Annotated in this window: 19 protein-coding genes and 1 tRNA gene; 13 read left to right on the plus strand and 7 right to left on the minus strand. The window is 60.4% G+C overall.

What is annotated here, in order from left to right; all coding sequences use genetic code 11:
- Positions 1-55 precede the first annotated feature (55 nt).
- The 5 genes from QRN60_RS02460 (at position 56) to QRN60_RS02480 (ending at position 5,750) form a co-directional block, all read left to right on the plus strand.
- A complete protein-coding gene (locus tag QRN60_RS02460; RefSeq protein WP_003503301.1) occupies positions 56-1,471 on the plus strand; it encodes a helix-turn-helix domain-containing protein in 1,416 nt (471 codons plus the stop codon).
- A 152-nt stretch (positions 1,472-1,623) separates the two neighbouring features.
- Positions 1,624-2,721, plus strand: a complete 1,098-nt coding sequence (locus tag QRN60_RS02465) for a polyamine ABC transporter substrate-binding protein (RefSeq protein ID WP_003503300.1) — start codon at positions 1,624-1,626, stop codon at positions 2,719-2,721.
- A 134-nt stretch (positions 2,722-2,855) separates the two neighbouring features.
- Entirely contained in the window at positions 2,856-4,013 is a 1,158-nt protein-coding gene (locus tag QRN60_RS02470; protein WP_129564604.1) for an ABC transporter ATP-binding protein, read from the plus strand.
- A gap of 11 nt (positions 4,014-4,024) precedes the next feature.
- Positions 4,025-4,933, plus strand: coding sequence for an ABC transporter permease subunit (locus QRN60_RS02475; RefSeq protein WP_003503296.1), 909 nt, complete (start codon positions 4,025-4,027; stop codon positions 4,931-4,933).
- Positions 4,934-4,937: 4 nt separating this feature from the next.
- The gene (locus tag QRN60_RS02480; protein WP_020010469.1) at positions 4,938-5,750 is read left to right on the plus strand and encodes an ABC transporter permease; all 813 of its coding nucleotides are present in this window, start codon (positions 4,938-4,940) and stop codon (positions 5,748-5,750) included.
- 313 nt (positions 5,751-6,063) lie between these two features.
- Here QRN60_RS02480 and QRN60_RS02485 read toward each other — a convergent pair whose 3' ends face one another.
- Together QRN60_RS02485 and QRN60_RS02490 are read right to left on the minus strand one after the other, a co-directional pair.
- The gene (locus QRN60_RS02485) at positions 6,064-7,728 is read right to left on the minus strand and encodes an ABC transporter permease (protein ID WP_162692777.1); all 1,665 of its coding nucleotides are present in this window, start codon (positions 7,726-7,728) and stop codon (positions 6,064-6,066) included.
- A gap of 80 nt (positions 7,729-7,808) precedes the next feature.
- A complete protein-coding gene (locus QRN60_RS02490; protein ID WP_129565311.1) occupies positions 7,809-11,591 on the minus strand; it encodes an ATP-binding protein in 3,783 nt (1,260 codons plus the stop codon).
- A gap of 315 nt (positions 11,592-11,906) precedes the next feature.
- On the opposite strand from QRN60_RS02490, the gene QRN60_RS02495 reads away from it, so the two are divergent.
- The 3 genes from QRN60_RS02495 to QRN60_RS02505 all read left to right on the plus strand — a co-directional run bounded on the left by QRN60_RS02495 (position 11,907) and on the right by QRN60_RS02505 (position 14,620).
- A tRNA-His gene (locus QRN60_RS02495) sits at positions 11,907-11,983 on the plus strand.
- Between the two features lie 271 nt (positions 11,984-12,254).
- Positions 12,255-13,883 (plus strand): Ppx/GppA phosphatase family protein, encoded by a 1,629-nt coding sequence (locus QRN60_RS02500; RefSeq protein WP_031234391.1) that lies wholly within the window; start codon positions 12,255-12,257, stop codon positions 13,881-13,883.
- Positions 13,880-14,620 carry an RlmE family RNA methyltransferase gene (locus tag QRN60_RS02505; RefSeq protein WP_113082713.1) on the plus strand — a complete coding sequence of 247 codons (741 nt, stop codon included), beginning with the start codon at positions 13,880-13,882 and terminating at the stop codon, positions 14,618-14,620. The genes QRN60_RS02500 and QRN60_RS02505 overlap by 4 nt, the downstream gene beginning before the upstream one ends.
- Here QRN60_RS02505 and QRN60_RS02510 read toward each other — a convergent pair whose 3' ends face one another.
- Positions 14,621-16,018: an MDR family MFS transporter gene (locus tag QRN60_RS02510; protein ID WP_087743372.1), complete on the minus strand. Its 1,398-nt coding sequence runs from the start codon at positions 16,016-16,018 to the stop codon at positions 14,621-14,623.
- A gap of 209 nt (positions 16,019-16,227) precedes the next feature.
- Here QRN60_RS02510 and QRN60_RS02515 point away from each other — a divergent pair, with 209 nt between their 5' ends.
- From QRN60_RS02515 to QRN60_RS02535, 5 genes are all read left to right on the plus strand, one after another.
- Positions 16,228-17,229 carry an MBL fold metallo-hydrolase gene (locus tag QRN60_RS02515; protein WP_162686890.1) on the plus strand — a complete coding sequence of 334 codons (1,002 nt, stop codon included), beginning with the start codon at positions 16,228-16,230 and terminating at the stop codon, positions 17,227-17,229.
- Positions 17,230-17,408: 179 nt separating this feature from the next.
- The gene (gene guaB / locus QRN60_RS02520; protein ID WP_020812622.1) at positions 17,409-18,914 is read left to right on the plus strand and encodes an IMP dehydrogenase; all 1,506 of its coding nucleotides are present in this window, start codon (positions 17,409-17,411) and stop codon (positions 18,912-18,914) included.
- A 115-nt stretch (positions 18,915-19,029) separates the two neighbouring features.
- Entirely contained in the window at positions 19,030-19,431 is a 402-nt protein-coding gene (locus tag QRN60_RS02525) for an MAPEG family protein (RefSeq protein ID WP_003503274.1), read from the plus strand.
- A gap of 149 nt (positions 19,432-19,580) precedes the next feature.
- Positions 19,581-20,609: an alcohol dehydrogenase AdhP gene (adhP, locus tag QRN60_RS02530; RefSeq protein ID WP_111793007.1), complete on the plus strand. Its 1,029-nt coding sequence runs from the start codon at positions 19,581-19,583 to the stop codon at positions 20,607-20,609.
- Positions 20,610-20,727: 118 nt separating this feature from the next.
- Positions 20,728-21,603: a dienelactone hydrolase family protein gene (locus QRN60_RS02535; RefSeq protein ID WP_112293057.1), complete on the plus strand. Its 876-nt coding sequence runs from the start codon at positions 20,728-20,730 to the stop codon at positions 21,601-21,603.
- Positions 21,604-21,879: 276 nt separating this feature from the next.
- Here QRN60_RS02535 and moaB read toward each other — a convergent pair whose 3' ends face one another.
- From moaB to QRN60_RS02555, 4 genes are all read right to left on the minus strand, one after another.
- Entirely contained in the window at positions 21,880-22,425 is a 546-nt protein-coding gene (gene moaB / locus QRN60_RS02540) for a molybdenum cofactor biosynthesis protein B (protein ID WP_060722926.1), read from the minus strand.
- A 10-nt stretch (positions 22,426-22,435) separates the two neighbouring features.
- Positions 22,436-23,326, minus strand: coding sequence for a 4-(cytidine 5'-diphospho)-2-C-methyl-D-erythritol kinase (locus QRN60_RS02545; protein ID WP_111793235.1), 891 nt, complete (start codon positions 23,324-23,326; stop codon positions 22,436-22,438).
- A gap of 6 nt (positions 23,327-23,332) precedes the next feature.
- Complete coding sequence (locus tag QRN60_RS02550; RefSeq protein WP_087744258.1) at positions 23,333-25,177, minus strand: tetratricopeptide repeat protein; 1,845 nt, start codon at positions 25,175-25,177, stop codon at positions 23,333-23,335.
- A gap of 189 nt (positions 25,178-25,366) precedes the next feature.
- Positions 25,367-26,383: a polyprenyl synthetase family protein gene (locus QRN60_RS02555; protein WP_003503263.1), complete on the minus strand. Its 1,017-nt coding sequence runs from the start codon at positions 26,381-26,383 to the stop codon at positions 25,367-25,369.
- Positions 26,384-26,389 lie beyond the last annotated feature (6 nt).

A 26,389-nucleotide genomic window follows, 5' to 3' on the forward strand; every position in this document is an offset into this window, starting at 1 on the left:
ACCCCGAGAGTTTGTAACAGGCTTGTATGAGTCGTCGGGATGGAGAGGCAAGACGGTGTCGGAAAACAAGATTTTTGCAGGCCCGCGCGTGCGCCGCATTCGCAATGGTCTGGGGCTGACGCAGACGGCCATGGCCGAGGCGCTGGCGATTTCGCCGTCCTATCTCAATCTCATCGAGCGCAACCAGCGACCGCTGACCGTGCAGCTGCTTTTGAAGCTCGCCTCTGTCTATAAGGTCGATCTTGATGATCTGCAGGGCGAGAGCGCCGGTTCCGCCGGACAATTGCGTGAAGTCTTCGCCGATCCGCTGCTGGTGGGTGAGGTGCCGTCGCCGCAGGAGCTGATCGAGGTCGCAGATGCGGCGCCCAATGCGGCAAGCGGTGTCCTCAAGCTTTACCGGGCCTACCGGGAACAGGCGCAGCGCCTTTCCGACCTTTCCGATCTTCTGGCGCGGGAAGGGCACGAAACGGCGCTCTCCTCCACCCGCCTGCCGATCGACGAGGTGCGGCATGTCTTTGAAAACCGGTCGGCCTATTTCCACGCCATCGATGCGGCGGCGGAAGAGCTCCATAAACAATTGGCGGCGGGCGATGATCTCGCCTCCGGGCTGAGGGCATGGCTGCAGAAAAACCACGGTATCGTGGTCAGAACCTTGCCTGTACACGCCATGCCGAACCTCAGGAGGCGTTATGACCGCCATTCGATGCGGCTGTTTTTATCCGAGCGCCTGTCGCAGCCGGATCAGCTGAGGGAAATGGCCATGGAGACCTGTCTTCTGGCCCTTCGCGAAGAGATAGGCGCGGAGCTTGACGGGCTTGGTTTGAAAGGGGAGGAGGCAAAGCGCATCGCCCGCTTCGAGCTGGCGCGTTATGCCGCCCATGCCCTGATGATGCCTTATGGCGCATTCCTTGCTGCCGCCCAGCGCGCGAAATACGATCTTGATGTTTTGCGGTCGCGCTTCAACGTGTCGTTCGAGCAGGCCGCCAATCGCCTCGTCAGCCTGCAACGGCCAACGGCTGCGGCAATACCGTTTTTCCTGATGGAGATCGACAATGCCGGCAACCGGTTCCGCCTCGCAGGGGCCGGTGGTTTTCCGAGGGCGCGGTTCGGCGGCCTCTGTCCGCGGCTTAATATCCATGCCGCCTTCGCCCAGCCGGGGCAGGTGCTGGTGGAGGCGGTGGAGATGCCTGACGGTGATGCCTTCCTCACGGTTTCGCGCACACTGGAAGGCCCGCAGGCGGGTTTCGGCGAGAGGGTGCGGCGAACGGCCGTGCTTGTCGGTTGCGATCTCGCTCAGGCGGGAGAGACGGTCTATGGCCCAGCCGCCTCGGGTGCCTCGCCTGTTGCCGTCGGCCCCTCGTGCCGGCTGTGCGAAAGACAGGGCTGTCTGTCGCGCGCCGAAGCGCCACTGACACGGCCGCTGGGGCTGGATGAAATGGTGACCGGCCTTAGTGTTTTCGACTTCCAGTAGGTGTTTCCATCCGCTTTTTTGCGGCCGGAACACATTTGGTTGAAAATGCTGTGCTGCACATTTCCCGCTTGCTCCCTTTTGTTTTCCTTTCTAGTCTCTCCAAAAAAAGGGGATCACGCTTCCACCGTGAGGATGCGTTAACAGGAGACATCATGAAAAACCGTTCTCTCCGTCTGACCTTGGCTCTCACCACCGCGCTCGTTGCAGCAGGCTCGGCAATGGCCCAGGAGAAGGTCGTCCACGTCTATAACTGGTCGGATTATATCGACGAATCGATCCTTACCGATTTCACCAAGGAAACCGGTATCAAGGTCGTCTATGACGTGTTCGACAGCAACGAACTTGTGGAAACCAAGCTTCTGGCCGGCAGCTCCGGTTATGATGTCGTGGTGCCGACCGGCCCCTTCCTTGCCCGCCAGATCAATGCCGGCGTGTTCCAGAAACTCGACAAGTCCAAGTTGCCGAATCTGAAGAACCTGTGGCCCGAGGTCTCCGAGCGTCTGGCGAAATACGACCCCGGCAACGAATATGCCGTGAACTACATGTGGGGCACCACCGGCATCGGTTATAACGTCGCGAAGGTGAAGGCAGCGCTTGGCGATGTTCCCGTCGATAGCTGGGATATTCTCTTCAAGCCGGAAAATGCCGAAAAGTTGAAATCCTGCGGTATCAATATTCTCGATGCGTCGGACGAAACCTTCGCCATCGCCATGAATTATCTCGGCAAGAATCCCGACAGCAAGGAAACGGCCGACCTGGAAGCCGGCGGCGAGGTCTATTCGAAGATCCGTCCTTTCGTGAAGACCTTCAACTCCTCCGCCTATATCGACGAACTCGCGAATGGCGACAGCTGCATCACCATCGGCTGGTCGGGCGACATCCTGCAGGCGAAGAGCCGTGCCGAGGAAGCCAAGAACGGCGTCGAGGTGAACTACATCATCCCGAAGGAAGGCACCTATATGTGGTTCGACAACCTTGCCATCCCCGCGGATGCCAAGAATGTCGAGGAAGCCCACACCTTCATCAACTATCTGATGCGGCCGGAAGTCATCGCCAAGGCGTCCAACTACGTTCAGTACGCCAATGGCAACCTCGCTTCGCAGGCGCTGATGGATGAGTCCGTCGCCAAGAACCCGGCGGTCTATCCCAATGCGGAGACGATGAAGAAGCTCTTCACCATCTCGCCCTACGGACCGAAGGAACAGCGTGTGCTGAACCGCGTCTGGACGCAGATCAAGACCGGCAGCTAAGACCTCCGCTCGCTGGTTGAGGAACGGCCGGCGGGCCTGTTTCTCAAATCCTTTGCCGGCAGGTCCCACGACCTGCCGGTGTCGCCCGCCCCGAAGCATCGTTCGAAAGACCAACGGGATTTGAGGGTGGGTGAATGGCGAAAACTCTGGGGCCGGTCAAACGCAAATTTAGCCCTTGGGACAGTCCCGATGCGGTGCCCTTCATCCGCTTTGAAAACGTCACCAAACGTTTTGGCGATTTCGTCGCCGTCAATAATCTGACGCTCGATATTTACGAGCGCGAGTTCTTCTCGCTGCTTGGTCCCTCCGGCTGCGGCAAGACCACGCTGATGCGCATGCTGGCCGGCTTCGAGGAGCCGACGGAAGGACGCATCCTGCTTCAGGGCAAGGATATTTCCGGCGTGCCGCCCTACAAGCGTCCCACCAACATGATGTTCCAGTCCTATGCGCTTTTCCCGCATATGTCGGTGGAAAAGAACGTCGCTTTCGGTCTGGAGCAGGATGGTCTGCCCAAGGCGGACGTCGCCGCCCGCGTCGAGGAAATGCTGCGCCTCGTCAAGCTCACGGAATTCGCCAAGCGCAAGCCCAGCCAGCTTTCCGGCGGCCAGCGGCAGCGTGTGGCGCTCGCGCGTTCGCTTGCCAAGCGGCCGAAGGTGCTTCTTCTCGATGAGCCTCTCGGCGCGCTCGACAAGAAGCTGCGCGAAGAAACGCAGTTCGAGCTGATGGATATCCAGACCAATCTCGGCCTCACCTTCCTCATCGTCACCCATGACCAGGAAGAGGCGATGACGGTTTCGGACCGGATCGCTGTCATGGACAAAGGCAACGTCGTGCAGGTGGCGACACCGGCCGAGATTTACGAGGCACCGAACAGCCGTTACGTGGCCGACTTCATCGGCGACATCAATATTTTCGACGCGAAGGTCGTCGCCAATGCCTCGGATATCGGCAAGCCCGGCCTGGTGACGCTGGATTGCGAAGGGCTGAAAGTGGCGGTGGAGCAGGAATGTGCTGCCGCGACCGGCAGTGAGGTCGCTTACGCCATCCGCCCGGAAAAGGTTCGCATCTCGCTAGACCAGCCCGCCGACAGCAGCGTCAACTCCGCCTATGGCGAGGTCTGGGATATCGGTTATCTCGGCGACTTCTCGGTCTTCATCGTCAAGCTTGTCGATGGCCGCGTCATCCGTGCAGCGCAGGCGAACGTCTCGCGTCTCGTGGATCGCCCGATCACTTTCGGCGACATGGTGTGGCTGAACTGGAGGCCGGATTCCGGCCTTGTCCTGACGCGCTGAGGGAGGCTTTCATGGCGATCACCACTCCCGAAAACCGGCAAAGCCCCTGGCGCTGGCTGGTTGTCGCGGTTCCCTATTTCTGGCTGCTGCTGTTTTTCGCAGCACCCTTCTTAATCATCTTCAAGATCTCGCTGTCGGATACGGCGATCTCCATGCCGCCCTATACGCCGGTCTTCGAAGGGTTTTCGAAGCTCGGCGAATTCTTTTCGCAGCTGGATTTCGAAAATTACCTGTTCCTGACGGAAGACCCGCTCTACATCGACGCCTATCTGTCGTCGCTGCGCATCGCCTTCATCTCCACCTTCCTGCTGCTGCTGATCGGTTATCCCATGGCGCTGGCGATGGCGCGCGCACCGTCATCCATTCGCCCGACGCTGGTGATGCTGGTGATCCTGCCGTTCTGGACTTCGTTCCTGATCCGCGTTTACGCCTGGATCGGCATTCTGAAGCCCGAAGGCCTGCTGACGGTGCTGTTCCAGTCGATCGGCCTTCTGGGGCCCGACCAGCAGGTCAATATCTTCCGCACCGAGACGGCGATCTTCATCGGCATTGTTTATTCCTATCTGCCCTTCATGGTGCTGCCGCTTTATTCGGCGCTGGAAAAGCTCGACAATACGCTCCTCGAAGCTGCTGCCGATCTTGGTTGCCCGCCATGGAAGGCCTTCTGGAAGATCACGTTTCCGCTCTCCCTGCCGGGCGTCGTAGCCGGGTCGATGATCTGCTTCATCCCGATAACGGGCGAGTTCGTTATCCCCGATCTCCTGGGCGGCGCGCAGACGCTGATGATCGGCAAGACGCTGTGGACGGAATTCTTCGGCAACCGCGACTGGCCTTTGGCATCCGCCGTCGCCGTGCTGCTTCTGCTGTTGCTGGTGGTGCCCATCGCCATCTTCCAGAACCAGCAGAAGAAGGTGGGGTGAGGCCATGAAGCGCGGAAAATTCGACATCACCGTCCTCACCCTCGGTTTTGCCTTTCTTTATATCCCGATCATCATCCTGATCGTTTATTCCTTCAACGCCTCCAAGCTGGTCACCGTCTGGGGCGGCTTTTCGCTGCAATGGTATCGCTCCATGTGGTCGAACCAGGGGCTGATGGATGCTGCCTGGGTGACGCTGCGCGTCGGTATCCTCAGCGCCACCATCGGCACCATCCTCGGCACTCTGGCGGCGCTGTCGCTCACCCGCTTTGCCCGCTTCCCGGGTCGGGTACTGTTTTCCGGCATGATCTATGCGCCGCTCGTCATGCCGGAGGTGATTACCGGCCTGTCGCTGCTGCTGCTCTTCGTGGCGGTCGGGGTGGATCGCGGTTTCTGGACCGTGGTCATTGCGCACACCACCTTCACCATGTGTTACGTGGCGATCGTCGTGCAGTCGCGCCTTTTGACCTTCGACCGCAGTCTGGAGGAGGCGGCGCTCGATCTCGGTTGCCCGCCGGTCAAGACCTTCTTCCGCATCACCCTGCCGCTGATCTTCCCCGCCGTTATCGCCGGCTGGATGCTGGCCTTTACCCTGTCGCTTGATGATCTTGTCATCGCCAGCTTCGCCACCGGCCCCGGTGCGACGACGCTGCCGATCAAGATCTACTCGCAGGTCCGCCTTGGCGTGACACCGGAAATCAACGCCATCTGCACGATCCTCATCGGGCTTGTGACCATCGGCGTTATCGTTGCCTCCATCGCATCCAAACGCACGGAGTTGCAGCGGATGCGGGATGAACACGCCGCCGCTCGACACTGATCAAACGGACCTCTTCGATTTTCTCGCGTTACTGTTGAAATCGCGATTAATTCAGGAACTTTTAATTTAGTTTCGGCGCTTTACGGTCTCAGAATAGGAATTTTCGTCGGTAATTGCTCGATTTTGGTTTTAACCGCTTGTTAATAGGAGTTGGCGGAAAGTAAACCCAACGCAGGGCTGTCAAATTTCTGATGGCCGGGATTGATAATTTCCATATCGCGAGGTTGTCCCCCTTTCTCTCGTTGAAAAAAAGCACAACTAATACAGGCGGTCGCAAGGCCGCCTTTCTTTTTGCCGCGACGGCCGATGCCATTCAGCGATTTTCCGGATGATCCATCGATTTCGAGACCAGCAGCACAGGAACAAGCCCGGCGATAATGATGATGATCGCCGGTACGGCAGCATCCTGCACCTTTGAGCGGGATGCATCCTCATAGACCAGCGTTGCCAGCGTGTTGAAACCGAAAGGCCGGAGCAGGATGGTGGCCGGCAATTCCTTCATGGATTCGATCAGCACCAGAAGAAAAGCAGTCAGCGCGGCCGGCCGCATGTTCGGCAACAGCACCTTGAACAGCGTCTGTGCCCGGTTGCGCCCAAGCGTTCGCGAGGCCATGTCGATATGCGGCGAGAGCTTCTGGAAACCGGCATCGAGCGTGCCTTCCGCCATGGTCATGAAGCGCACGGCATGGGCATAGATGATGGCGAAGGCGGTGCCTGATAGCAGCAAGCCGCTGGAAAAGCCGAAATGGGAACGGATGAACCCGTCGACGCCGTTATCGAGGCTGGCCAGCGGAATGAGCACGCCAATGGCGAGCACGGTTCCCGGCACGCCATATCCCATTGAGCCGAAGCGGGCGGCGACCTTGGAGGTACGCGAGCGCTCGGTGCGGATGGCATAGGAAAACACAAAAGCGGCAATCAGCGTCACGAAGGCGGCGGAAAGCGAGACTTCGAGACTGTGTCCGAGCGCTTTCAGAAGCTTCGGGGAGAACAGCGCATCGAGCCTCTTTGCTGCGTAACCGCCGAGCACGATCACCGGAATGAAGAATCCGCTCGCCACGGGTACGAAGCAGAACAGGCCGGCGCACCAGCGCCGCCAGCCGGTCAGCGCCTTCAGCCGATGGCGCTGCGCCATGCTTGTCGCCTTCGGCGCGCCGAAGCGCTGTTTTTCGCGGGCGTTGCGTTCGATGACGATCAGTGCACCGACGATGATGAGGATGACGGCGGCGATCTGGGTCGCATTGGCAAGATTGCCGCGATTGAGCCAGGTCTCGTAAATGGTGAAGGTCAGCGTCTGGACGCCGAGATATTCGACCGCGCCGATATCGTTCAGCGTCTCCATCAAGACCAGCGACAGGCCGATGGCAATCGCCGGCCGCGCCATCGGCAATTGCACGGAGAAGAACACGTTCAGAGGCTTTGCGCCAAGTGTGCGGGCCGCATCAGCCGCAAAACGTCCCTGCATGGAAAAGGCGGCGCGCGCCGAGAGATAGACATAGGGATAGAGTACCGAGCTCAGAACGATGACAGCACCGCCGAGCGAGCGTATATCCGGAAACCAGTAATCGCGGATGCTGTGATAACCGAAGGCCGCGCGAAGGGCGCTCTGCACCGGGCCGGTAAAGTCGAGAAACTCACCGAACGCATAGGCTGCCAGGTAGGACGGAATGGCAAGCGGCAGGACAAGTGCTGCCGACAATAGCCGCCGCAGCGGAAACTCGAATGTAGTGACGAGCCAGGCGCAGGCAATGCCGAAAAATGCCGTCGTCGCGGCCGTCATCCCCAGCAGCATGAAGGTGCGAAAGCCGGCGCGCGGCAGAACATTGGCGAGAAGATGCTGCCACCCCTCCGTGCTGCCGGTCAGCGCCAGCCAGAAGATCGCCAGAATGGGCATGGCGGCAATGGCTGCGACAATGATGGCCGCAATCGGCAATAGCGAAACGCGTTTTGTCGCGGGAAGGGGAGCCGTCATGGGCATGCGAGCCTGCTGTCTTGCAAAAAGCCTTAACCGGCTGATCCTTCAGCCGGCGGCTTTCGCATTGCTACGCCCGCATGACCTCAGTTGGCAAGAACCCGCTGTGACGGAAAGCTGATTTCCACCAGCGTGCCCTCATTCGGCGTTGAGGTGATGGAGAAATTCGCACGGTTGGCGTCCACCATGGCCTTGGTCAGCGGCAGGCCGAGTCCGGTGCCGTCGCCCCGCACACGTTTGCCGGAAGAGGCCACCTGCCGGAACGGCTTCATGGCCTGCTCCAGTTCTGCGCGCGTCATGCCGATGCCGGTATCGCGGATACGCAGCGACACGCTGCCATTGGCTTCATAGGCTGTGGAAACGACGATCTGGCCGCCTGATGGCGTGAAACGGATGGCGTTCGACAGGATGTTCAGCACGATCTGCTTGATCGAGCGCAGGTCGGCGACGATCTGCGGCACAGATTGCGCAAGGGCCGTGCGGATAATGACACGCTGGTTATTGGCTTGCGGCTGCACCAGCGACACCGCCTCGGCCACCGTCTCGTTCAGCGGCACGGCGATGAAATCCACATCCATCTGCCCGGCCTCGATCTTCGAAATATCGAGGAGATCATTGACGATATCGAGCACATGCCGGCCGGAGCGGCCGATATCATTGGAATATTCCACATAGCGCGAATGGCCGATAGGCCCGAAGCGTTCAGTCGCCATCATGTCGGCAAAGCCGATGATGGCGTTGAGCGGCGTGCGGATTTCATGGCTGACGCGCGCGAGGAAATCGGTCTTGTGGGCATTGGCGGTTTCCGCCGCGCGCTTGGCGTTGCGCAGTTCCTCTTCCGTGCGCTTCCACTGGGTGATGTCACGGATGACAACGCAATAGCCATGCGAGGATTTAAGCCGGCCGATGGTCATGAACAGCGGCAGGAAGCCGCCGGATGCCTCGCGGCCGATCACTTCGCGGCCATCATTCAGCACGCTCGCGACACCGTTATTGGCAAGGCCGGAAAGATAGTCCAGCACGGCGCGCTGGCTCTCATGGGCAAAGAGGGTGACGAAAGGTTTGCCGGCGATTTCGCCATTATCATAATTGAACAGCGCGCTGGCGGAACGGTTGAGCGAGCGGATTTCGCCTTCGTCTCCCAGAAGCACCACGCCATCGGTGGCGGTTTCCAGAATGGAGTGCAGTTCCTCCACTTCGCCCTGCAGGAGGGAGAGGCTGCCTGCTTCCGCATTTTCGATGTCGCCGGCCGCTATGTTTTCGTTGGCGGCCGCAACCGGCGCCTGCTTTTCCTCAAGCGGCACCAGCGACAGCATCAGCGCCTTGGTTTCTTCCCAGCGGATGGATTGTAGCCGCGCCTTGACCGGAATGATGTCGTTTTCGGCGCTGACGACGACCATGCCGCCCTCATTGTCAGGCATCTGTTCCAGATCCTGCCGCTGCAGCAACGCTTCCAGCCCGCCAACATCTTGCAGTTCGGCGAGAGACCCATAGCCCGTCAAGCGCAGGAAATCCGGATTGGCGTGGATCAGCCTGTCGCCGGCATGCACCAGAAGCGCAACCGGCATCTGGTCCAGCGTTTCGGCCGTCAACGCATTTGCGGGGCGAACGGACGGGCTGACCATGGAGGCGGCAATATCGGCAGTCGGCTGCTCGTCAATTGCAGTCTCCTGCTTTTCTTCAGAGCCGCTTTCACCCGCCGCTGCGCGAATAGCCGCGGGCTGCTCGCCACGAACGTAGTCCGCAAAAAGATCGTCTTCATCAGGCGGTTCGGTCGTCTTTTCGTCGGTTTCCGTGTCTGAGGGTGCGCTTTCCGGCGCATCCGCAACGATATCCTGCTGGATATCCTGTCCTGCCGGTTCGGCGGAAATGATCCCCGCATCCGCGTCCGAATTTTCCTCCGAAGCAGAATCCGCAGGCGCCAGGGCCCGGCCGATTTCGCGGAAGGCGGCCTGCTCGCCTGCGGTCAGGCCCTCGCGGGAGCGGGAACGGCGCTCCTCCAGATGGACGACCTTGTCGGAATAGGTTGGCTCCAGCGCCGGCGCTATGACAGGCGCTTCGAATTCCGGCGGGGTATAATCAAGGTGCGGTTCTTCGACAGGGACCGCATCCGATGCGCCGTCTGCCGCATCGAGGTCCGTTGCCGGGGCCTCATCCTCACCGGAATCGCCGCCTTCGTCGTCATCCTCATCGATAAAGGCCAGCAATTCGTGGCTTTCATCCTCGATAGACGGCTGCGGTAGTGCTTCTGCCGGATCGGCCTCTTCGCCATCAAGGAAGGTAAGGCCCGTGGCATGCGGGTCTTCGGTGGCATCGGCAAGCCGCACGATACCGAAACCGCGGAAACCGTCGAATTCGCGTGAGCGCGTATAGGTGGGCAGGGCGGCGAGATCGATCGGCACCATCAGCGATGTGCCTTCCACCGGCCAATAGATCGTCTTGCCCGACCAGGTGTCGCGACGGCCGAGAAGCTCGCGGATCTTGCCGTCGGGATCGAGATTGAACAGGGCCGCGACATCGGCAAAGCCCATGCCTTCCACGGCAGCAGCCTTCGCGCCCACGGCTTCCGCAAACTCATGCGAGATCGAGCTGAAGCGTCCTTCGGCGTCGATTTTCCAGACGAAACGGGAGGCGCGCGCCCCGGCATTGAAAACAAAAGGTTGCGCTTCTGCGCCAGCGCCGAAGTCCGTCTCCTCGGTCTCCGTTGTTATCTCCTCATCCGCCGCAGGAGCAGCTTCTGACGGCGCGGTTTCGACGATTTCATCGTCCGCGGCTGCATTGTCTTCGGCCCGGGCCTCTTCGGCAGGGACGTCGGCGGCGGCGATTGCTCGCTCCGTTAAGGGAGCCTCTGCTTCATCCTCATCAAGTTCGAAAAGATCGGCGATGTCGTCAGTCATCGCCATATCAGCAGCGGCGTCGGCCTCCTGCGCGGAAAGCTCCGCCGGGGTCTCCGCTCCGATTTCCGGCAACGTCAGAAGGCTGTTCTCATCCTGCTGTGCTGCCACTTCCTCTTCGGGATCGGCCGGCAGTTCCTGCACCTCTTCCACATCTTCGATGCCAGCGACGGCATCGAGCACGGAATCGAAGGAGGCGGCTGTTGCGACAGCAGGCGCGGCCTCCGCAACCGGCAAGGCGGGTTCGGTGGCGGTGGGCGTTTCCTGTGGCTTGTCTTCCGCAAAACCATTAACGGGGTCGAGTGTGCCCAGCGCGGTTTCGACCACGAACATCAGGTTCAGTTCGGGCGACGCGGCGATCTGGCCGGTGGCGGCGGGCAGATAGCCCTTGCCGGTTGGCACCGGCCGCTTGACGAGATGGCCGGACTGGCCGGCTGCCATTTTAACCAGCGTCCGCGCCGTGTGCGGCGTAATACCGAGCGACGAAAAGCCGGGCGAGGCGGCGATAATCTCGTTCTCGCCGTTCAGAACCGCCATATGGATATCAGGGTCGTCAAAACCTTCGATCATGCGCTGGGCGCATTCTGCCGTGTCGGGTGCGGCCTGATCGGTAAGGGCCGAAAACAGGATGGCCGGCTGGCCGGGCTCGGCCTCGATGATTTCCGCGCGCGCGGTGACGGCAAGGCTGCGGAAACCCGATGTGATGCGAATGGTAAACGGCAGGCTGTCGCCCGCTTTGGAAAGCCGCGCCGCCGTGGCCGCCAATTGCCGGAAGGTCACGTCCTGTGGCTTCGGGCCCTGTTCCAGAAAATCATAGACCATCGGCGTGCCGAACAGCGCCGCACCCCGGCCATTGGCCCAAAGGGCATTTTTAAGGTCCAGCGAGAACAGCGCCATGGCCGCGCCACGTCCGAAACCTTCACGCACCCGTTCATGTACTGCGATATCGATAAAGGGATACTGGACGGCGGGCATGTCGAAACCTATTCTGGCACTACCGGACCTTGCGGGCTTTCGGCTTCCTCATGAAGCCCAAAACGTAAACCCGCCGAGGCATCACGTTAACAGAATTTTAAATAACTTCACAGCGCTGCCGGGTCCACCATCTGCGGGATGAATCGCCAAATAGAGTTAACATCAACAGGCCGCTGCGGCTTCTCCATGTCAGCCCGGCCCATTGAAAAGAACTTGCCTTTCGACGCCTTTTTTCGCAAAATTCGAAGAGGCACTTGCAAATGGGGGAAACACCTTTTATGTCACCCCCCGTGACGCCGCTTCGGCGTTTCATGTGCGGTTGTAGCTCAGTTGGTTAGAGCGCAGGTTTGTGGCACCTGAGGTCGGTGGTTCGACCCCACTCAACCGTACCATTCCCCTCTCCCGATAAGTCTATATGTCACAGTGACTTACCGGGAGAGGGGAGTATTCTCTTCCGTCGATGCTGTTCATGCCTGCGGATCCCTGCTGAAGCCCTGACGCCGCGCAGGCTGCTTCCGATTTCCGAAAATCCCCAAAACCATTGCGTGACTGTGTCGTTCCCATGCAGCATGGGTAACGCATGAACCCTGGGCCACATGCAGCCCGGCAAAAACCATTTGGCTAAAATCTCTTGCGCTGGTATTGTCCGCCCAACGAAACCTTATGAAAGCCAGCAGCATAGCGTCTACGCTTGTGCGCGGCGAAATGGACAAGACAGTGATCGACCCCGGAAACGGCCCAAAGCCGTCGGAACAAGGGGCGTCGGTGGCGAACAAAGGGAAAGCGAAGCGATCCCGTCGTGGCAAGAAACACAAGCGTGACGGTCAGCCCCGTGACGCTGTTGTGCTGTCGCATGATGTTGCCGCGGATGTTCCGGCCGGTTCCTCCTACGTATCGGCTCTCGAGCCGGATGCCGAGCCGCGCAAGAGAAAGCGCCGCAGGCGCTCCCGCGGCAAGGGTACGTCTCAACAGGCTGCCCCAGCTTCCAGCGCGCAGACGCAGGCTCCAGCCGCAACAGATGCGGCCAATCCATCCTCCGTGCCGCCGGGCGGCGGGCGAAAGTCGCGCCACCGCAAGCGTGGGCATCGCGATCCGCGCGGACGCGATCCACAGGGTCGTCCGCTGGTTCCCACCCATGCGCCGAAACATGTCGGCAAGCAGAATGGCCGGGCCAACGGGGCTGGACAGGAACCGCATCGGCAATCCGAAATATCCGCCCGCCACGCAGGCCGCCAGCACGAGCATGGCCAGGAGCCGCCGGCGGATATGTATGCCGCGCTCGATCTCGGCACCAATAATTGCCGCCTCCTGATTGCGCAGCCGACGCGGCCCGGTCAGTTCCGGGTCGTCGATGCCTTTTCGCGTATCGTCCGGCTGGGTGAGGGGCTGGTGTCGAGTGGGCGGCTGTCCGACGATGCCATGGATCGTGCTGTCGAGGCGCTGAAAGTCTGCTCCGCGAAACTCTCGGGCCGCCCGATCAGGCGCATGCGTCTCATCGCCACCGAGGCCTGCCGCGCTGCGTCGAATGGAGAAGAGTTTCTGGCGCGTGTCACGCGGGAAACGGGACTGAAGCTTGAAATCATCAGCCGCGAGACGGAAGCCCGCCTTGCGGTGTCTGGCTGCGCCTCGCTCGTCGGGCGTGAAGCACGCTCCGTCGTGCTGTTCGATATCGGTGGCGGATCCTCGGAAATCGCCGTTATCAAGGTCGGGGAAAATCGCTCGAACCGGCTCGCCAATCACATCACCCACTGGACCTCGCTGCCGGTTGGCGTCGTCACGCTTTCGGAACGTCACGGCGGTCGCGATGTGACGCCGGATGTCTTTGCCGCCATGGTGCGGGAAGTCGAAGGGTTGCTCGATGCCTTCCATTGCCCGCCTCTGGCACCGCAGATGCATCACGAGGATTTTCACCTGATCGGAACGTCGGGCACGGTGACGACGCTTGCTGGCGTCCATCTCGATCTGCCACGATACGATCGCCGCAAGGTGGATGGCCTCTGGCTTTCCGATGCCGAGGTGACGGCGATGCAGGACAAGCTGCTGGCCTGGGATTTTGCCGGCCGCGCCGCCAATGCCTGCATCGGGCCTGACAGGGCCGATCTGGTTCTGGCCGGCTGCGCCATTCTCGAGGCCATTCGCCGCCGCTGGCCGGCACGGCGTATGCGAGTGGCCGATCGCGGTCTGCGCGAGGGCCTCTTGACGGATATGATGGCGGATGACGGCGCATGGCGGCGTAACCGCATAAGGCGCATGCAGATGACACGGCAGGACAGGACGGAAGGTTTGACATGAGCAAGGCGCCGACAAGCACCAATCGCACCGGCCGAAAGATCGGCCAGAAGGTCAAGAAGACCAAGCTCAAGGCCTCATCGCGCCGTTGGCTTGAACGTCATATCAATGACCCCTATGTGCAGCGCGCCAAGCTTGAAGGCTATCGCGCCCGCGCCGCCTTCAAGCTGCTGGAAATCAACGACAAGCATCAGATATTGAAGGGCGCGACCCGCATCATCGACCTTGGTGCGGCACCAGGAAGCTGGTCGCAGATCGCTTCGAAGGTGACGGATTCCACCGAGGACGATATCCGCGTCGCGGCGATCGATTTTCTCGAAATCGATCCCATTCCCGGCGTGAAGATCCTGCAGCTCGACTTCCTTGATCCGACAGCACCCGAAAAGCTGATGGAGGCCGTTGGCGGCACGCCTGATCTGGTATTGTCGGATATGGCGGCGCCCACCACCGGGCACCAGAAGACCGACCATATCCGTACCATGCATCTGTGTGAAGTCGCTGCCGATTTCGCCGTTCAGGTGCTGGCGGAAGGCGGCCATTTCCTTGCCAAGACCTTCCAGGGCGGCACGGAAAAGCAGCTGCTCGACATGCTGAAGAGGAACTTCAAGCAGGTGTTGCACGTCAAGCCGGCGTCCTCACGCTCGGAATCGGTGGAAATGTTCCTGCTTGCCAAGCACTTCAAGGGCCGCAAGAGCGAGCCGGTTGACGCATCCGAAGCCGACGAGGCGGCGGAAGACTGATTACTCCGCCGGTTGCGAGACCTTGCCGCGGTGGCCGGAGACGGCCGCCCCGGCATTGCCGTCCATGCGGATGATCGGCACGATGGCGAACAGCGATACCAGCGCCACGATGGTGAAGGCGATGTGGAAATCGGCAAGTTGCAGATGCGAGCCTGATATCATGCTGCTGACTTCCAGAATGGAGGCGGCGAAAGCCACGCCCAGCGCCAGGCTGATCTGCTGCAGTACTGACGCCATCGAGGTCGCCTGACTGGCCTGGCTGTCCTCGATATCGGAATAGCTGAGCGCGTTTGACCCCGTGAAAAAGAAGGAACGGGCAAACCCCGCCGTGACAAGGAAGATCATGATCAGCGGATAGGGCGTTTCCGGCGTGAAGAAGCTGTTGGCGAGCGTTGTGAAGGCGCCGACGATGCCGGCCCCAATCAGCGTTGATCGGAAGCCTGTCGCCGCAAAGACCCGCTTGGCCATGAATTTCGTGGTGATCGCACCGATCGCGCCTGCAAAGGTGATCATGCCTGACTGGAACGGGTTCAACCCGAAACCGATCTGCAGCATCAGTGGCATCAGGAAGGGAATGGCGCCCGTGGAAATGCGGAAAACGGTGCCGCCGACGGAAGCCGCCCGGAAGGTCGCGTTCTGGAATATGCGGAAATCCAGAATGGGGGCAGGGTGGCGTGCGGCGTGGCGCATGTAAAGAAAACCGCAGATGAAACCGATGATCGTCGAGGCGATGCCGATGGCGGGCGGCAGGGCCGGAAGGCTGACGACCGACAGACCGAATACGACGCCGGAGGCGGCGATGCCTGAGAGCACGAACCCTTTGCCGTCCATCGGCGGTGGGTTGGTGGTTTCGATTTCCGGCAGGAAGATCGTCGAGAGCCAGATGCCGATGACGCCGATGGGGACGTTGATGAGGAAAATCCAGTGCCATGAAAAATAGGTGGTGATGAAGCCGCCGATGGGCGGGCCGGTCAGCGGTCCCACAAGTCCAGGTATCGTCAGCAGCGCCATGGCGGAGACGAGCTCGCTGCGCTTGGTCGTGCGCAGCAGCACGAGGCGGCCGACGGGCGTCATCATCGCACCGCCCATGCCCTGCAGGAAACGCGAAAGCACGAATTCGAACACCGACGAGGACACCGCGCAGCAGATCGACCCCACGACAAAGACGCCGATGGCGAAACGAAAGATTTTCTTCGCACCGTATTTGTCGGCCATCCAGCCGCTGATGGGAATGAAGATCGCCAGCGCCACCATATAGGCGGTCAGCGCGAGCTTGAGCGTGATCGGCCCAACATTAAGGTCGGCTGCAATCGCCGGAAGCGAGGTGGCGATGACGGTGGAGTCCATCTGCTCCATGAAGAGAGCGACTGCCAGGATGAGGGGAATGATGCGGTTCATGAGGCTGCCTGCGGCTTTCCGCTGCGACAAAGGATATCGCCGTTCCTCCTACGCCTGATGAGCGGGCTTGCCAACACGTTAGTTATCAATTTCTCAAGTTCTGATCAAACCTGCGTGAGGCCGGTTTTCTTGCAACTTTCTCGCTCTATTGTCCGTTGGGTGAGTTCAGTTGGCGATCACGGCCAGTTGGCGATATCGGGAGAAAGATGATGACCCAATCCTTGAGCATGAGCAGACGCGGCCTCATCGGTGCGGCCGGTGCAAGCGTTCTCGGCGCGCCGCTTTTGATGGCGCGCAGCGCAAATGCCCAGACCAACCAGCCGCAGACTTCCATGGAGATCAAACACGCCATGCCGCCGGAAACCAACCGCTTCAAGCTCGGCAATTTCGAAGTGCTCGTGGTGAAGGACGGCTCGCGCGCCGCACCCAATCCCGGCGAGACCTTCGGCACGGATCAGTCTGCGGAAACGGTCGGCAAATTGCTGGAAGACAATTTTCTGCCGAAGGAGCAATTCGTCAATTCCTTCTCGCCGGTTCTCATCAATACAGGCACGGACCTCGTGCTGTTCGACACCGGTTTTGGTGAGGCCGGTCGCGGCGCCGGCAATGGCCGCCTGACCGAGGGCATGGCGGCGGCCGGTTATTCGCCTGAAGATGTAACCGTGGTGGTGCTGACCCATATGCATGGCGACCACATAGGCGGGCTGATGGAAAAGGGGGCGCCTGCGTTCTCCAAGGCGCGTTATGTTTTCGGACAGGCGGAATATGATTTCTGGGCGGACGAGAAGCGTGTCGGCACACCTGCCGAGGGCGGCCATAAGGGTGTTCTGGCCAGCGTCAAGCCGCTGGCGGAAAAGGCGACCTTCATCGGTGATGGTGGCAATGTCGTGTCCGGCATCACCGGCATTGCAGCTTTCGGTCATTCGCCTGGCCATATGATCTTCCGTGTCGAATCGGAAGGCAAGCAGCTGATCCTGACGGCGGACACGGCCAATCATTTCGTCCTGTCACTGCAAAGGCCGGACTGGGAGGTCAAGTTCGACATGGACAAGGCGGCGGCGGCCGCGACCCGCAAGAAAGTCTATGACATGATCGCTACCGACCGGCTGCCCTTCCTTGGGTATCACATGCCTTTTCCGGCTGTCGGTTACGCGGAAAAGCTGGATACGGGTTACCGTTTCGTGCCGAAATCCTATCAGTTCGATATCTGATATCTGCTGCAATGCAGCAACAGAGGGGACCCGGAAGGCAATTCCGGGTTTTTTCTATTCCCTTCCTGTCATGAACGTGTTACCAGCCCTCGCCAACTTCCAAGCAATCCTTGCAGGGCGCCGGGGTGAACTTTTCGTTCCGGAACGGCCACGCATTTTCATTATGAAGGAATTTGGTCATGGCACGCATCATTCAAACACCCACTGGTTTGGACGCTCTCACATTTGACGATGTGTTGCTGCAACCCGGACATTCCGAGGTTATGCCGGGACAGACGAATATCGCCACCCGCATCGCCCGCGATATCGATCTCAACCTTCCAATCCTCTCTTCCGCCATGGACACGGTGACCGAAGGCCGTCTCGCTATCGCCATGGCCCAGGCCGGCGGCATCGGCGTTATCCACCGCAACCTCACCCCCATCGAACAGGCTGAAGAAGTTCGGCAGGTGAAGAAGTTCGAAAGCGGCATGGTCGTCAACCCGGTCACGATAGGCCCGGATGCGACGCTTGCAGAAGCGCAGGCGCTGATGAAGGCGCATGGCATTTCCGGTATTCCGGTGGTTGAAAATGGCGGCTCCGGCGGCCACAAGAACGGCCGCCTCGTCGGCATTCTGACGAATCGCGACGTGCGCTTCGCTTCCGATCCGCAGCAGAAAATCTATGAACTGATGACCCGCGAAAATCTGGTCACGGTCAAGGAAAGCAGCGTCGATCAGCAGGAAGCGCGCCGCCTGCTGCACAAGCATCGCATTGAAAAACTGCTGGTGGTGGATGGAAAAGGCAATTGCGTCGGCCTCATCACCGTCAAGGATATCGAGAAATCGCAGCTTAATCCCAATGCCACCAAGGATGCGCAGGGCCGTCTTCGCGCCGCCGCCGCCATCAGCGTTGGTGCCGATGCCATCGAGCGCGCCGAGCGCCTCATCGATGCTGGTGTCGACCTTCTGGTCGTCGATACCGCACACGGCCATTCGCAGCGCGTGCTCGATGCCGTTTCGGTGGTCAAGAAGATGTCGAACTCGGTTCGCATCATCGCCGGCAATGTCGCGACCGCTGACGGCACCAAGGCGCTGATCGATGCCGGCGCCGATGGCGTCAAGGTCGGTATCGGCCCCGGTTCCATCTGCACCACCCGCATCGTCGCCGGCGTCGGCGTTCCGCAGCTTGCCGCGATCATGTCGTCGGTCGAGGTGGCCAATGCGGCTGACATTCCTGTCATCGCCGATGGCGGCATCAAGTTCTCGGGCGATCTGGCCAAGGCAATCGCCGCCGGCGCTTCCGCCGTCATGATCGGCTCGCTGCTGGCAGGTACGGATGAAAGCCCGGGCGAGGTGTTCCTCTACCAGGGCCGTTCCTTCAAGGCCTATCGCGGCATGGGTTCCGTTGGCGCCATGGCGCGCGGCTCGGCAGACCGTTATTTCCAGGCGGAAGTGCGCGATACGCTGAAGCTCGTTCCCGAGGGCATCGAAGGCCAGGTTCCCTATAAGGGTCCGGTTTCCGGCGTGCTGCACCAGCTGGCTGGTGGCCTCAAGGCCGCCATGGGTTATGTCGGCGGCAGCAACATCAAGGAATTCCAGGAGCGCGCCACCTTCGTTCGCATCTCCAGCGCGGGCCTGCGCGAAAGCCATGCTCATGACGTGACGATCACCCGCGAAAGCCCGAACTATCCCGGCGCGGTTTGATCTTTCGAGCCGAATCCGTAAAAAGATAGGCTAGTTATTTGGCGCTCCCCGATCTCAAGCCGGATCGGGGAGCGTTTTCACGATTGGGGGAGAAAGCATGTCACCAACGACCGCAATGTTCTGGCCGATGATCGCCCATGTCTTTCTCGTCTTCTTGCTTTACGGCCTGCTGATCATCCGGCGCAACAAATACACCTTCAAGGATCGCGAATCGGCGATCAAGCTGCGTGATCACGGCGAGGAGGCGCACGAAAGCCGTTTGGTGAACCGCAATATCGCCAACCAGTTCGAGCTGCCGGTCCTGTTCCACATCGCCTGCCTGCTGCTTTACATCACGGATGCGGATAATGTCGTCACCGTTGTTCTGGCATGGCTGTTCGTGCTCTCGCGCTACGTCCATTCCTATGTCCACGTCACCAGCAATCGCCTTCGTCAGCGCGGGGCATTGTTCGGCATCGGCTTTGCACTGGTCGTCTGCCTGTGGGCGTGGCTCGCCATATGGTTGGCGCTGGAATAAATCAGCACCGTGAGGTTGCCTCATAAGTGAGACAATCCCGCCTGGCAAAATACTCCGATTTGCGATGGGTCAATTCCATGACGCCGCATCCCCGTTAATCTCTGCCTGCCGTCGAGGATTTCAGGCGAGCAGAGATTAGGGAGTATGTCATGGCTAAGACAATGAAGGCGGCGGTTGTCCGCGCATTTGGAAAACCGCTGACCATCGAGGAAGTGGCGATACCGGATCCCGGTCCCGGTGAAATTCTCATCAACTACAAGGCGACGGGCATTTGCCACACCGACCTGCACGCAGCAACGGGCGACTGGCCGGTCAAGCCCAACCCGCCCTTCATTCCCGGCCATGAAGGTGTCGGTTATGTCGCCAAGATCGGCGCAGGCGTCACCGGTATCAAGGAAGGCGACCGCGCCGGCACGCCGTGGCTCTACACCGCCTGCGGATGCTGCATTCCCTGCCGTACTGGCTGGGAGACTCTTTGCCCAAGCCAGAAGAATTCGGGTTATTCTGTCAACGGCAGCTTTGCCGAATATGGCCTTGCCGATCCGAAATTCGTCGGCCGCCTGCCGGACAATCTAGAATTCGGTCCCGCCGCACCCGTGCTCTGCGCCGGTGTCACCGTCTACAAGGGTCTGAAGGAAACCGAAGTCAGGCCCGGTGAGTGGGTGGTCATTTCAGGCATTGGCGGGCTTGGCCACATGGCCGTGCAATATGCGAAGGCGATGGGCATGCATGTCGTTGCTGCCGATATTTTCGACGAAAAGCTGGCGCTTGCGAAAAAACTCGGAGCCGATGTCGTCGTCAATGGCCGTGCGCCTGACGCAGTTGAGCAGGTGCAGAAGGCAACCGGCGGTGTCCACGGCGCGCTGGTGACGGCGGTTTCGCCCAAGGCCATGGAGCAGGCCTACGGTTTCCTGCGCTCAAAGGGCACCATGGCGCTTGTCGGACTGCCGCCGGGCTTTATCTCCATTCCGGTTTTCGACACGGTGCTGAAGCGCATCACGGTGCGCGGCTCCATCGTCGGCACAAGGCAGGATCTGGAGGAGGCGCTGACCTTTGCTGGAGAAGGCAAGGTCGCCGCCCACTTCTCGTGGGACAAGCTCGAAAACATCAACGATATCTTCCACCGCATGGAAGAGGGCAAGATCGACGGCCGTATTGTCGTGGACCTCGCCGCCTGATGTGAAAATGCGGCCGCGGCGCTCACGCAAATGTGTGACGCCGCTTCCGCCCGCATCGTTCCCCGCAGGGCGATCTGCGCTATCCTTCCGCATCCGTGCGTTCAAGGAGGATAGAGCGATGGACAAGCCCAAGATTACGCAGGCCATGATCGACGCTTATGATGAATATACCCATCTCAGCCTCGACCGCCGCAAATTCATGGAAAAGCTCACCGTGCTGGCCGGCTCCGGTGCGGCCGCCGCGGCAATCGCCCCGCTGCTTTCCGCCAACAGCGCCCGTGCGGCAATCGTAGCACCCGATGATGCGGGGATCGTCGCGGAAGAGGTGACATATCCCGGCCCCGCCGGCGAGATGAAGGGTTACCTCGTTACACCGAAATCGGCATCCGGCCCCATCGGCTCGGTCATCGTCATCCATGAGAACCGCGGTCTGAACGACCATATCCGTGACGTGGCCAGACGGGTGGCGCTCGCTGGTTTCCGGGCGCTTGCGGTCGATTTCCTCTCTCCGCAGGGCGGCACGCCCGCTGACGAGGAAAAGGCACGGCAGATGTTCAGCGGCCTCGACATGGATGCGACCGTCGCCAACGCCGAAGCGGGCCGGGTGTGGCTTGCGGCAAGGCAGGGGGCGAATGGCAAGGTCGGCGCGGTCGGTTTCTGCTGGGGCGGCGGGCTGGTCAATCGTTTGGCCACCAAGTCGGCAGGTTTGAATGCCGGCGTCGCCTATTACGGCCAGCAGGCGCCGGCGGCCGATGTGCCTGCCATCAAGGCGCCGCTGCTTTTGCACTATGCGGGTCTCGACGAGCGCATCAATGCCGGCATCGACGCCTACAGGAAGGCGCTGGAGGAAAACGGCAAGACCTTCGAAATCTTCGTTTATGACGGCGTCAACCACGCCTTCAACAATGACACTTCCTCGGCGCGTTACGACAAGGCGGCTGCCGATCTTGCCTGGGGCCGGACGACGGATTTCTTCAAGAAATATCTGGTGTGATGGGGTTTCGAGGTTGCCACTCGGTTCTTATCACCGTTGGCGAAAGGCTCTGGATGTTGTCAATTGACAGTGGATCGAAGGCCTATGCGGCTTCACCCCCTCTGCCCTGCCGGGCATCTCCCCCTCAAGGGGGGAGATCAATCTGCGGCGATGTTTCGTCCATCTTGAAGCTTGAGAATGAAGCGACAAGAGGGCTTCTTGCCGATCTCCCCCCTTGAGGGGGAGATGCCCGGCAGGGCAGAGGGGGGTAAAGCCCGATACCCTCGATCCGCTGATCTAAACGCCACCAGCCCCGCGCTTCAAATGCTCGTCAAGCCTTGGCATTATCTCCACGAAATTGCAGGGCAGGTGGCGATAATCGAGCTGAGCCTTGAGGATGCCGTCCCACGCATCCTTGCACGCCCCCGGAGAGCCGGGCAGCACAAAGATGAAGGTCGCGTTCGCCACGCCGCCGGTCGCGCGTGACTGGATGGTGGCGGTGCCGATCTTGTCATAGGAGATACGGTGAAAGAGGGCGGAAAACCCGTCCATGCGCTTTTCGAACAGCGGTTCCAGCGCTTCTGGCGTCACATCGCGGCCGGTAAAGCCGGTGCCGCCCGTCGTGATGACCACATCCACGCCTTCAGAGAGCGTCCACTCGCGCACGGTGCCGGCAATCGCTTCCTTGTCATCAGGCACGATGGCGCGGGCGGCAAGCCTGTGGCCCGCATCTTCCAGCCTTGCGACGAGCGTATCGCCGGATTTGTCATTCTCCAGCGTGCGGCTGTCCGAAACGGTCAAAACCGCAATGCCCAAGGGGATGAAGGGTCGTTCGCCTGCCATAGCCTAATCCTCAAATGGTCCGAGTCGCCTGAAAGTACCAGCCGGGGCGTTTCTTTCGAAGCGATGTTTGCGCTATCAGGGCCGCTTCAAGGGAATGAAAAATCCCGAAACAGGTTGCACCCGAACCAGACATGCGGACAAGCGCAGCACCTTCCTGCGAGAGTAACCCGGCAATCTCCCCAATTTCCGGAAGCAGCGCCTGTGCTGGTGGTTGCAGATCGTTACGGCTCCGGGCGAGAAAATCCATCCAGCCAATTGTCGCATGGGCGGGCAGGGGCGGATTGGCCTTGTTCCGCAATCGCCGGAAAATCTCCGGTGTAGAGACGGCCTTCAGCGGATTGGCCAGAACCAGGAACAGTTCCGGCAAATTGGTGACCGGTTCAATGTCCTCGCCAATGCCGCGCGCGATCAGGGGTCGGCTCTCAAGGCACATCGGCACATCCGCTCCAAGCTTCAGGGCCATGGAGGAAAGCGCATCCGGTGCCACCCCGGCGCGCCAGTGCCGCAAAAGCCCTCGCAGCGTCGCCGCCGCGTCCGCCGAACCGCCGCCGATGCCCGATGCCACCGGCAGGTTCTTTTCAAGGTGAATGGCGACCGGGCGTGCTGGCTGACCCGTCGACGCAAGTCTATCGCGCAACAAATCTCTGGCGCGGGTGACGAGATTGTCGCCGCCATCCCCGGCGCGCAGAAGATCGCCGAAGGGGCCTGAGATGGAGAAACTATCGGCATCGGCATCGGCGTCGCGGATGCGGATCGTATCGCCGGCTTCGGTGAAGGTCACCAGCGTTTCAAGCAGATGATAACCATCCGCTCTCTGGCCGGTCACATGCAGCGCCAGATTGATCTTGGCCGGGGCCGCCTCGATTGTCTCAGCCGCCCCGGTGATGCCCTGCGTCGGCATATGGCGTCAGGATTTCTTGTCCGGAGCAGGGGCCGCCGGGGCAGGAGGAGCCGGCGGTTGCGGCGCTGCATCCTTCTTGGCGGTATTTTCGGCGTCCTTCTCCACCGGCGGCAGGCCGTTGGCGATCTTTTCCTTCACCTTGGCCTTGTCCACATCATCATTGTCGCCGATCAGCGCGCGGTTCCATTGATAGACCGCCTCGATCTTGCGACCCACGCGCCAATAGGCGTCGCCAAGGTGGTCGTTAATGGTCGGATCGCCGGCCTTGAGCTCGATTGCCCGTTCCAGCTCGGTTACCGCCTCATCGAAAGCGCCGAGGCGATAATGCGCCCAGCCGAGCGAATCGACGATATAGCCGTCATTCGGCCGAAGCTCGACCGCGCGGCTGATCATCTTCATGGCTTCATCGAGATTGATGCCCTTGTCCACCCAGGAATACCCCAGATAGTTCAGAACCTGCGGCTGCTCGGGGTTCAGCTCCAGCGCCCGCTTGAAATTCGGTTCGGCCTTGTCCCATTCCTTCAGCCGCTCATAGGCGATGCCGCGCTGGAAGAAGACCGTCCAGTCGGATTTCTGCGGCACGGAGCCGATCACCTCGATGGCCTTGTCGTAGTTTTCGGCCATTGCCCTGTAGTCCTTGGCATCGGAAAGCACGCTGCCATAGGCGAGATAGGAACGGATGTCCTTCGGATCGGATTCGAGGAGGGATTTGAGATGCTTGCGCGCCTCATCCACCTTGCCCGTCTGCGCAAGCGTCAATCCGAGCTGCAGCTCGGAGATGCGATACATCGGGGAATCTTTCGGCACCTCGCGGTAGAACGCAATGGCGCGGTCAGGCTGTTTCAGGGCTTCAGAAAGGCCGCCGAGAAGGATGAGCGTATCCGGGCTCTTGGGATCGAGCGCGCGCGACGTCTGCAGATAAAGCGTCACTATCTCTTCGGCGCCTTCGCGGTTCAACGCGCCGGCGATGGAGAACATGACGCTGGCCGCACCTTCCACGGCATTGGTGATCTGCTGCTCCGGCTTTTCACCATTTTCGATGGACTGGCGAAGTGCTTTCAGCGGCGCGTAGTTCGGCGCGAAAGTGTCGCCGACCGCAATCGCGTCCAGCGCCTTCTGCTTGTTGCCGGCGGAAGCTTCGAGCCGGGCAAGCGCCATGACCGCCCGCATATAGGTGTCGGAGGCGGTTGCCCCGCCTTCGCGGTCCGTCACCGCTTCGTTCAGGCTCTTGCGGGCGGCTTCAGTATTGCCGGAAACAAGGGCGATGGCCGCCGCATTGTATTTCTGGAAGATCGAAATCCAGCCCGGGCCCTTCATATTGTTGACGAGCGCCAGCGCTTCCTTCGGCTTGCCGGAACCGGCACGCGCCCAGGCGGTCAAAAGCGTATTGACCATGCGGTCGAGATCGTTCGGACCGGTATATTTCAGGATCTTCTCGGCCTTGGCGAATTCCTTGTCCTTGATGGCGTCCAGACCGCGCACGATGGTCGTGACACGCTCCACCGAGGTATCGTCCTTCATCGAATCGGCGATCTTGGCGCCGGCTTCGAAATTGCCGCTCAGAAGTTCGGCGATCATCAGCCGCTGGCGGATTTCCGTATTGGCCGGATCGAATTCAAGCGCCTTCTTGTAGAGCGAAATCGCGGTCGGATAGTCCTGATCGACATCGGCATTGCGCCCGGCGAGGAAGGCGCCGGAGAAGGTATTTACCTTGCCGGGATCGAACGTAACGGCTTTGTCTTCCGGTTTCGCCTTCGTCTCCGCAAAGCCGGGGCTTGCACCCGCGCCGATTGCGAGAGCAGCGGCGAGAGCCGCGCTGCAGAGAAGACGGAGTGCTGGTTTACGCCGCATGAGGGAACCTTTGCCTTTGTGCAGAAGCACGGAAAAATCAGTTTCCATTGTTGGTCACGATAGAATGGCTTTTTTGAAGCAACGCCGCAAGAAATTATGGCCCCGGCCACAATCACACCTTGCGGAGAAGCTGGCCCGGAACCTCGGGCGGATGGTCTTTTCCATCCGCCGTTCGCCCGGCCTCTAGCGTCAGTTCAGACGCTCGATGCAGAAGTCGATCACTTCCAGAAGCGCGTCTTTCCACGGGCTCTGCGGCAGCGGCGCGAGCGCGTCACGGGCAATGGTGCCATAATGCGTGGCGCGGCCGATCGTATCGCCAAGACCGTTATATTTGGTGATCAGGCCAAGCGCCTTTTCGAGGTTCTCGTCGCTGCTTTCGCCTTTTTCAATGGCGGTGCGCCAGAAGGCGCGCTCATCCTGCGTGCCGCGGCGATAGGACAGTATGACCGGCAGCGTGATCTTGCCTTCGCGGAAATCGTCGCCGGTATTCTTGCCGAGATCGGCGGACTTTCCACCGTAATCCAGCACATCGTCGACAAGCTGGAAGGCGAGGCCGAGATTCATGCCGTAGGATTTCAGCGCGCTGCGGGTCGCCTTGTCGGTTTTGGCGACGATGGGGCCGACTTCCGCCGCCGCCGCGAAAAGGGCGGCCGTCTTGGCGCGAATCACCTGCAGATAATCGTCTTCGGTCGTTTCCATGTTCTTGGCGACCGAAAGCTGCAGCACTTCGCCCTCGGCGATGACGGAGGCGGCGGTGGACAGCACGTCGAGCGCATCGAGAGAGCCGACATCCACCATCATGCGAAACGCCTGGCCGAGCAGGAAGTCGCCGACGAGAACGCTCGCCTGGTTGCCCCAGATGGTGCGGGCTGTGGATTTGCCGCGGCGCAGATCGCTCTCATCGACCACATCGTCATGCAGAAGCGTCGCCGTATGCATGAATTCCACGCTGGTGGCGAGCTTGATGTGGTTGTCGCCCTCGTAACCGAACATCGAGGCCGAGGCGAGCGTCAGCATCGGCCTCAGGCGCTTGCCGCCGGAGGAGATGAGATGATTGGCCACTTCGGGTATCATCTGGACATCGGAACCGGCCTTGGAAAGGATAAGCTGGTTCACCCGTTCCATGTCGGGGCGGGTCAGGTCGACAAGCGGCTTGACGGATGCGAGTTTGTTTTTGCTTTCTTCAAGCGGTATGACGACGCCCAAGGGACA

The organism is Agrobacterium sp. CFBP2214 (assembly GCF_030209895.1).
In the GTDB taxonomy this organism is placed as follows: Bacteria; Pseudomonadota; Alphaproteobacteria; order Rhizobiales; family Rhizobiaceae; genus Agrobacterium; species Agrobacterium radiobacter.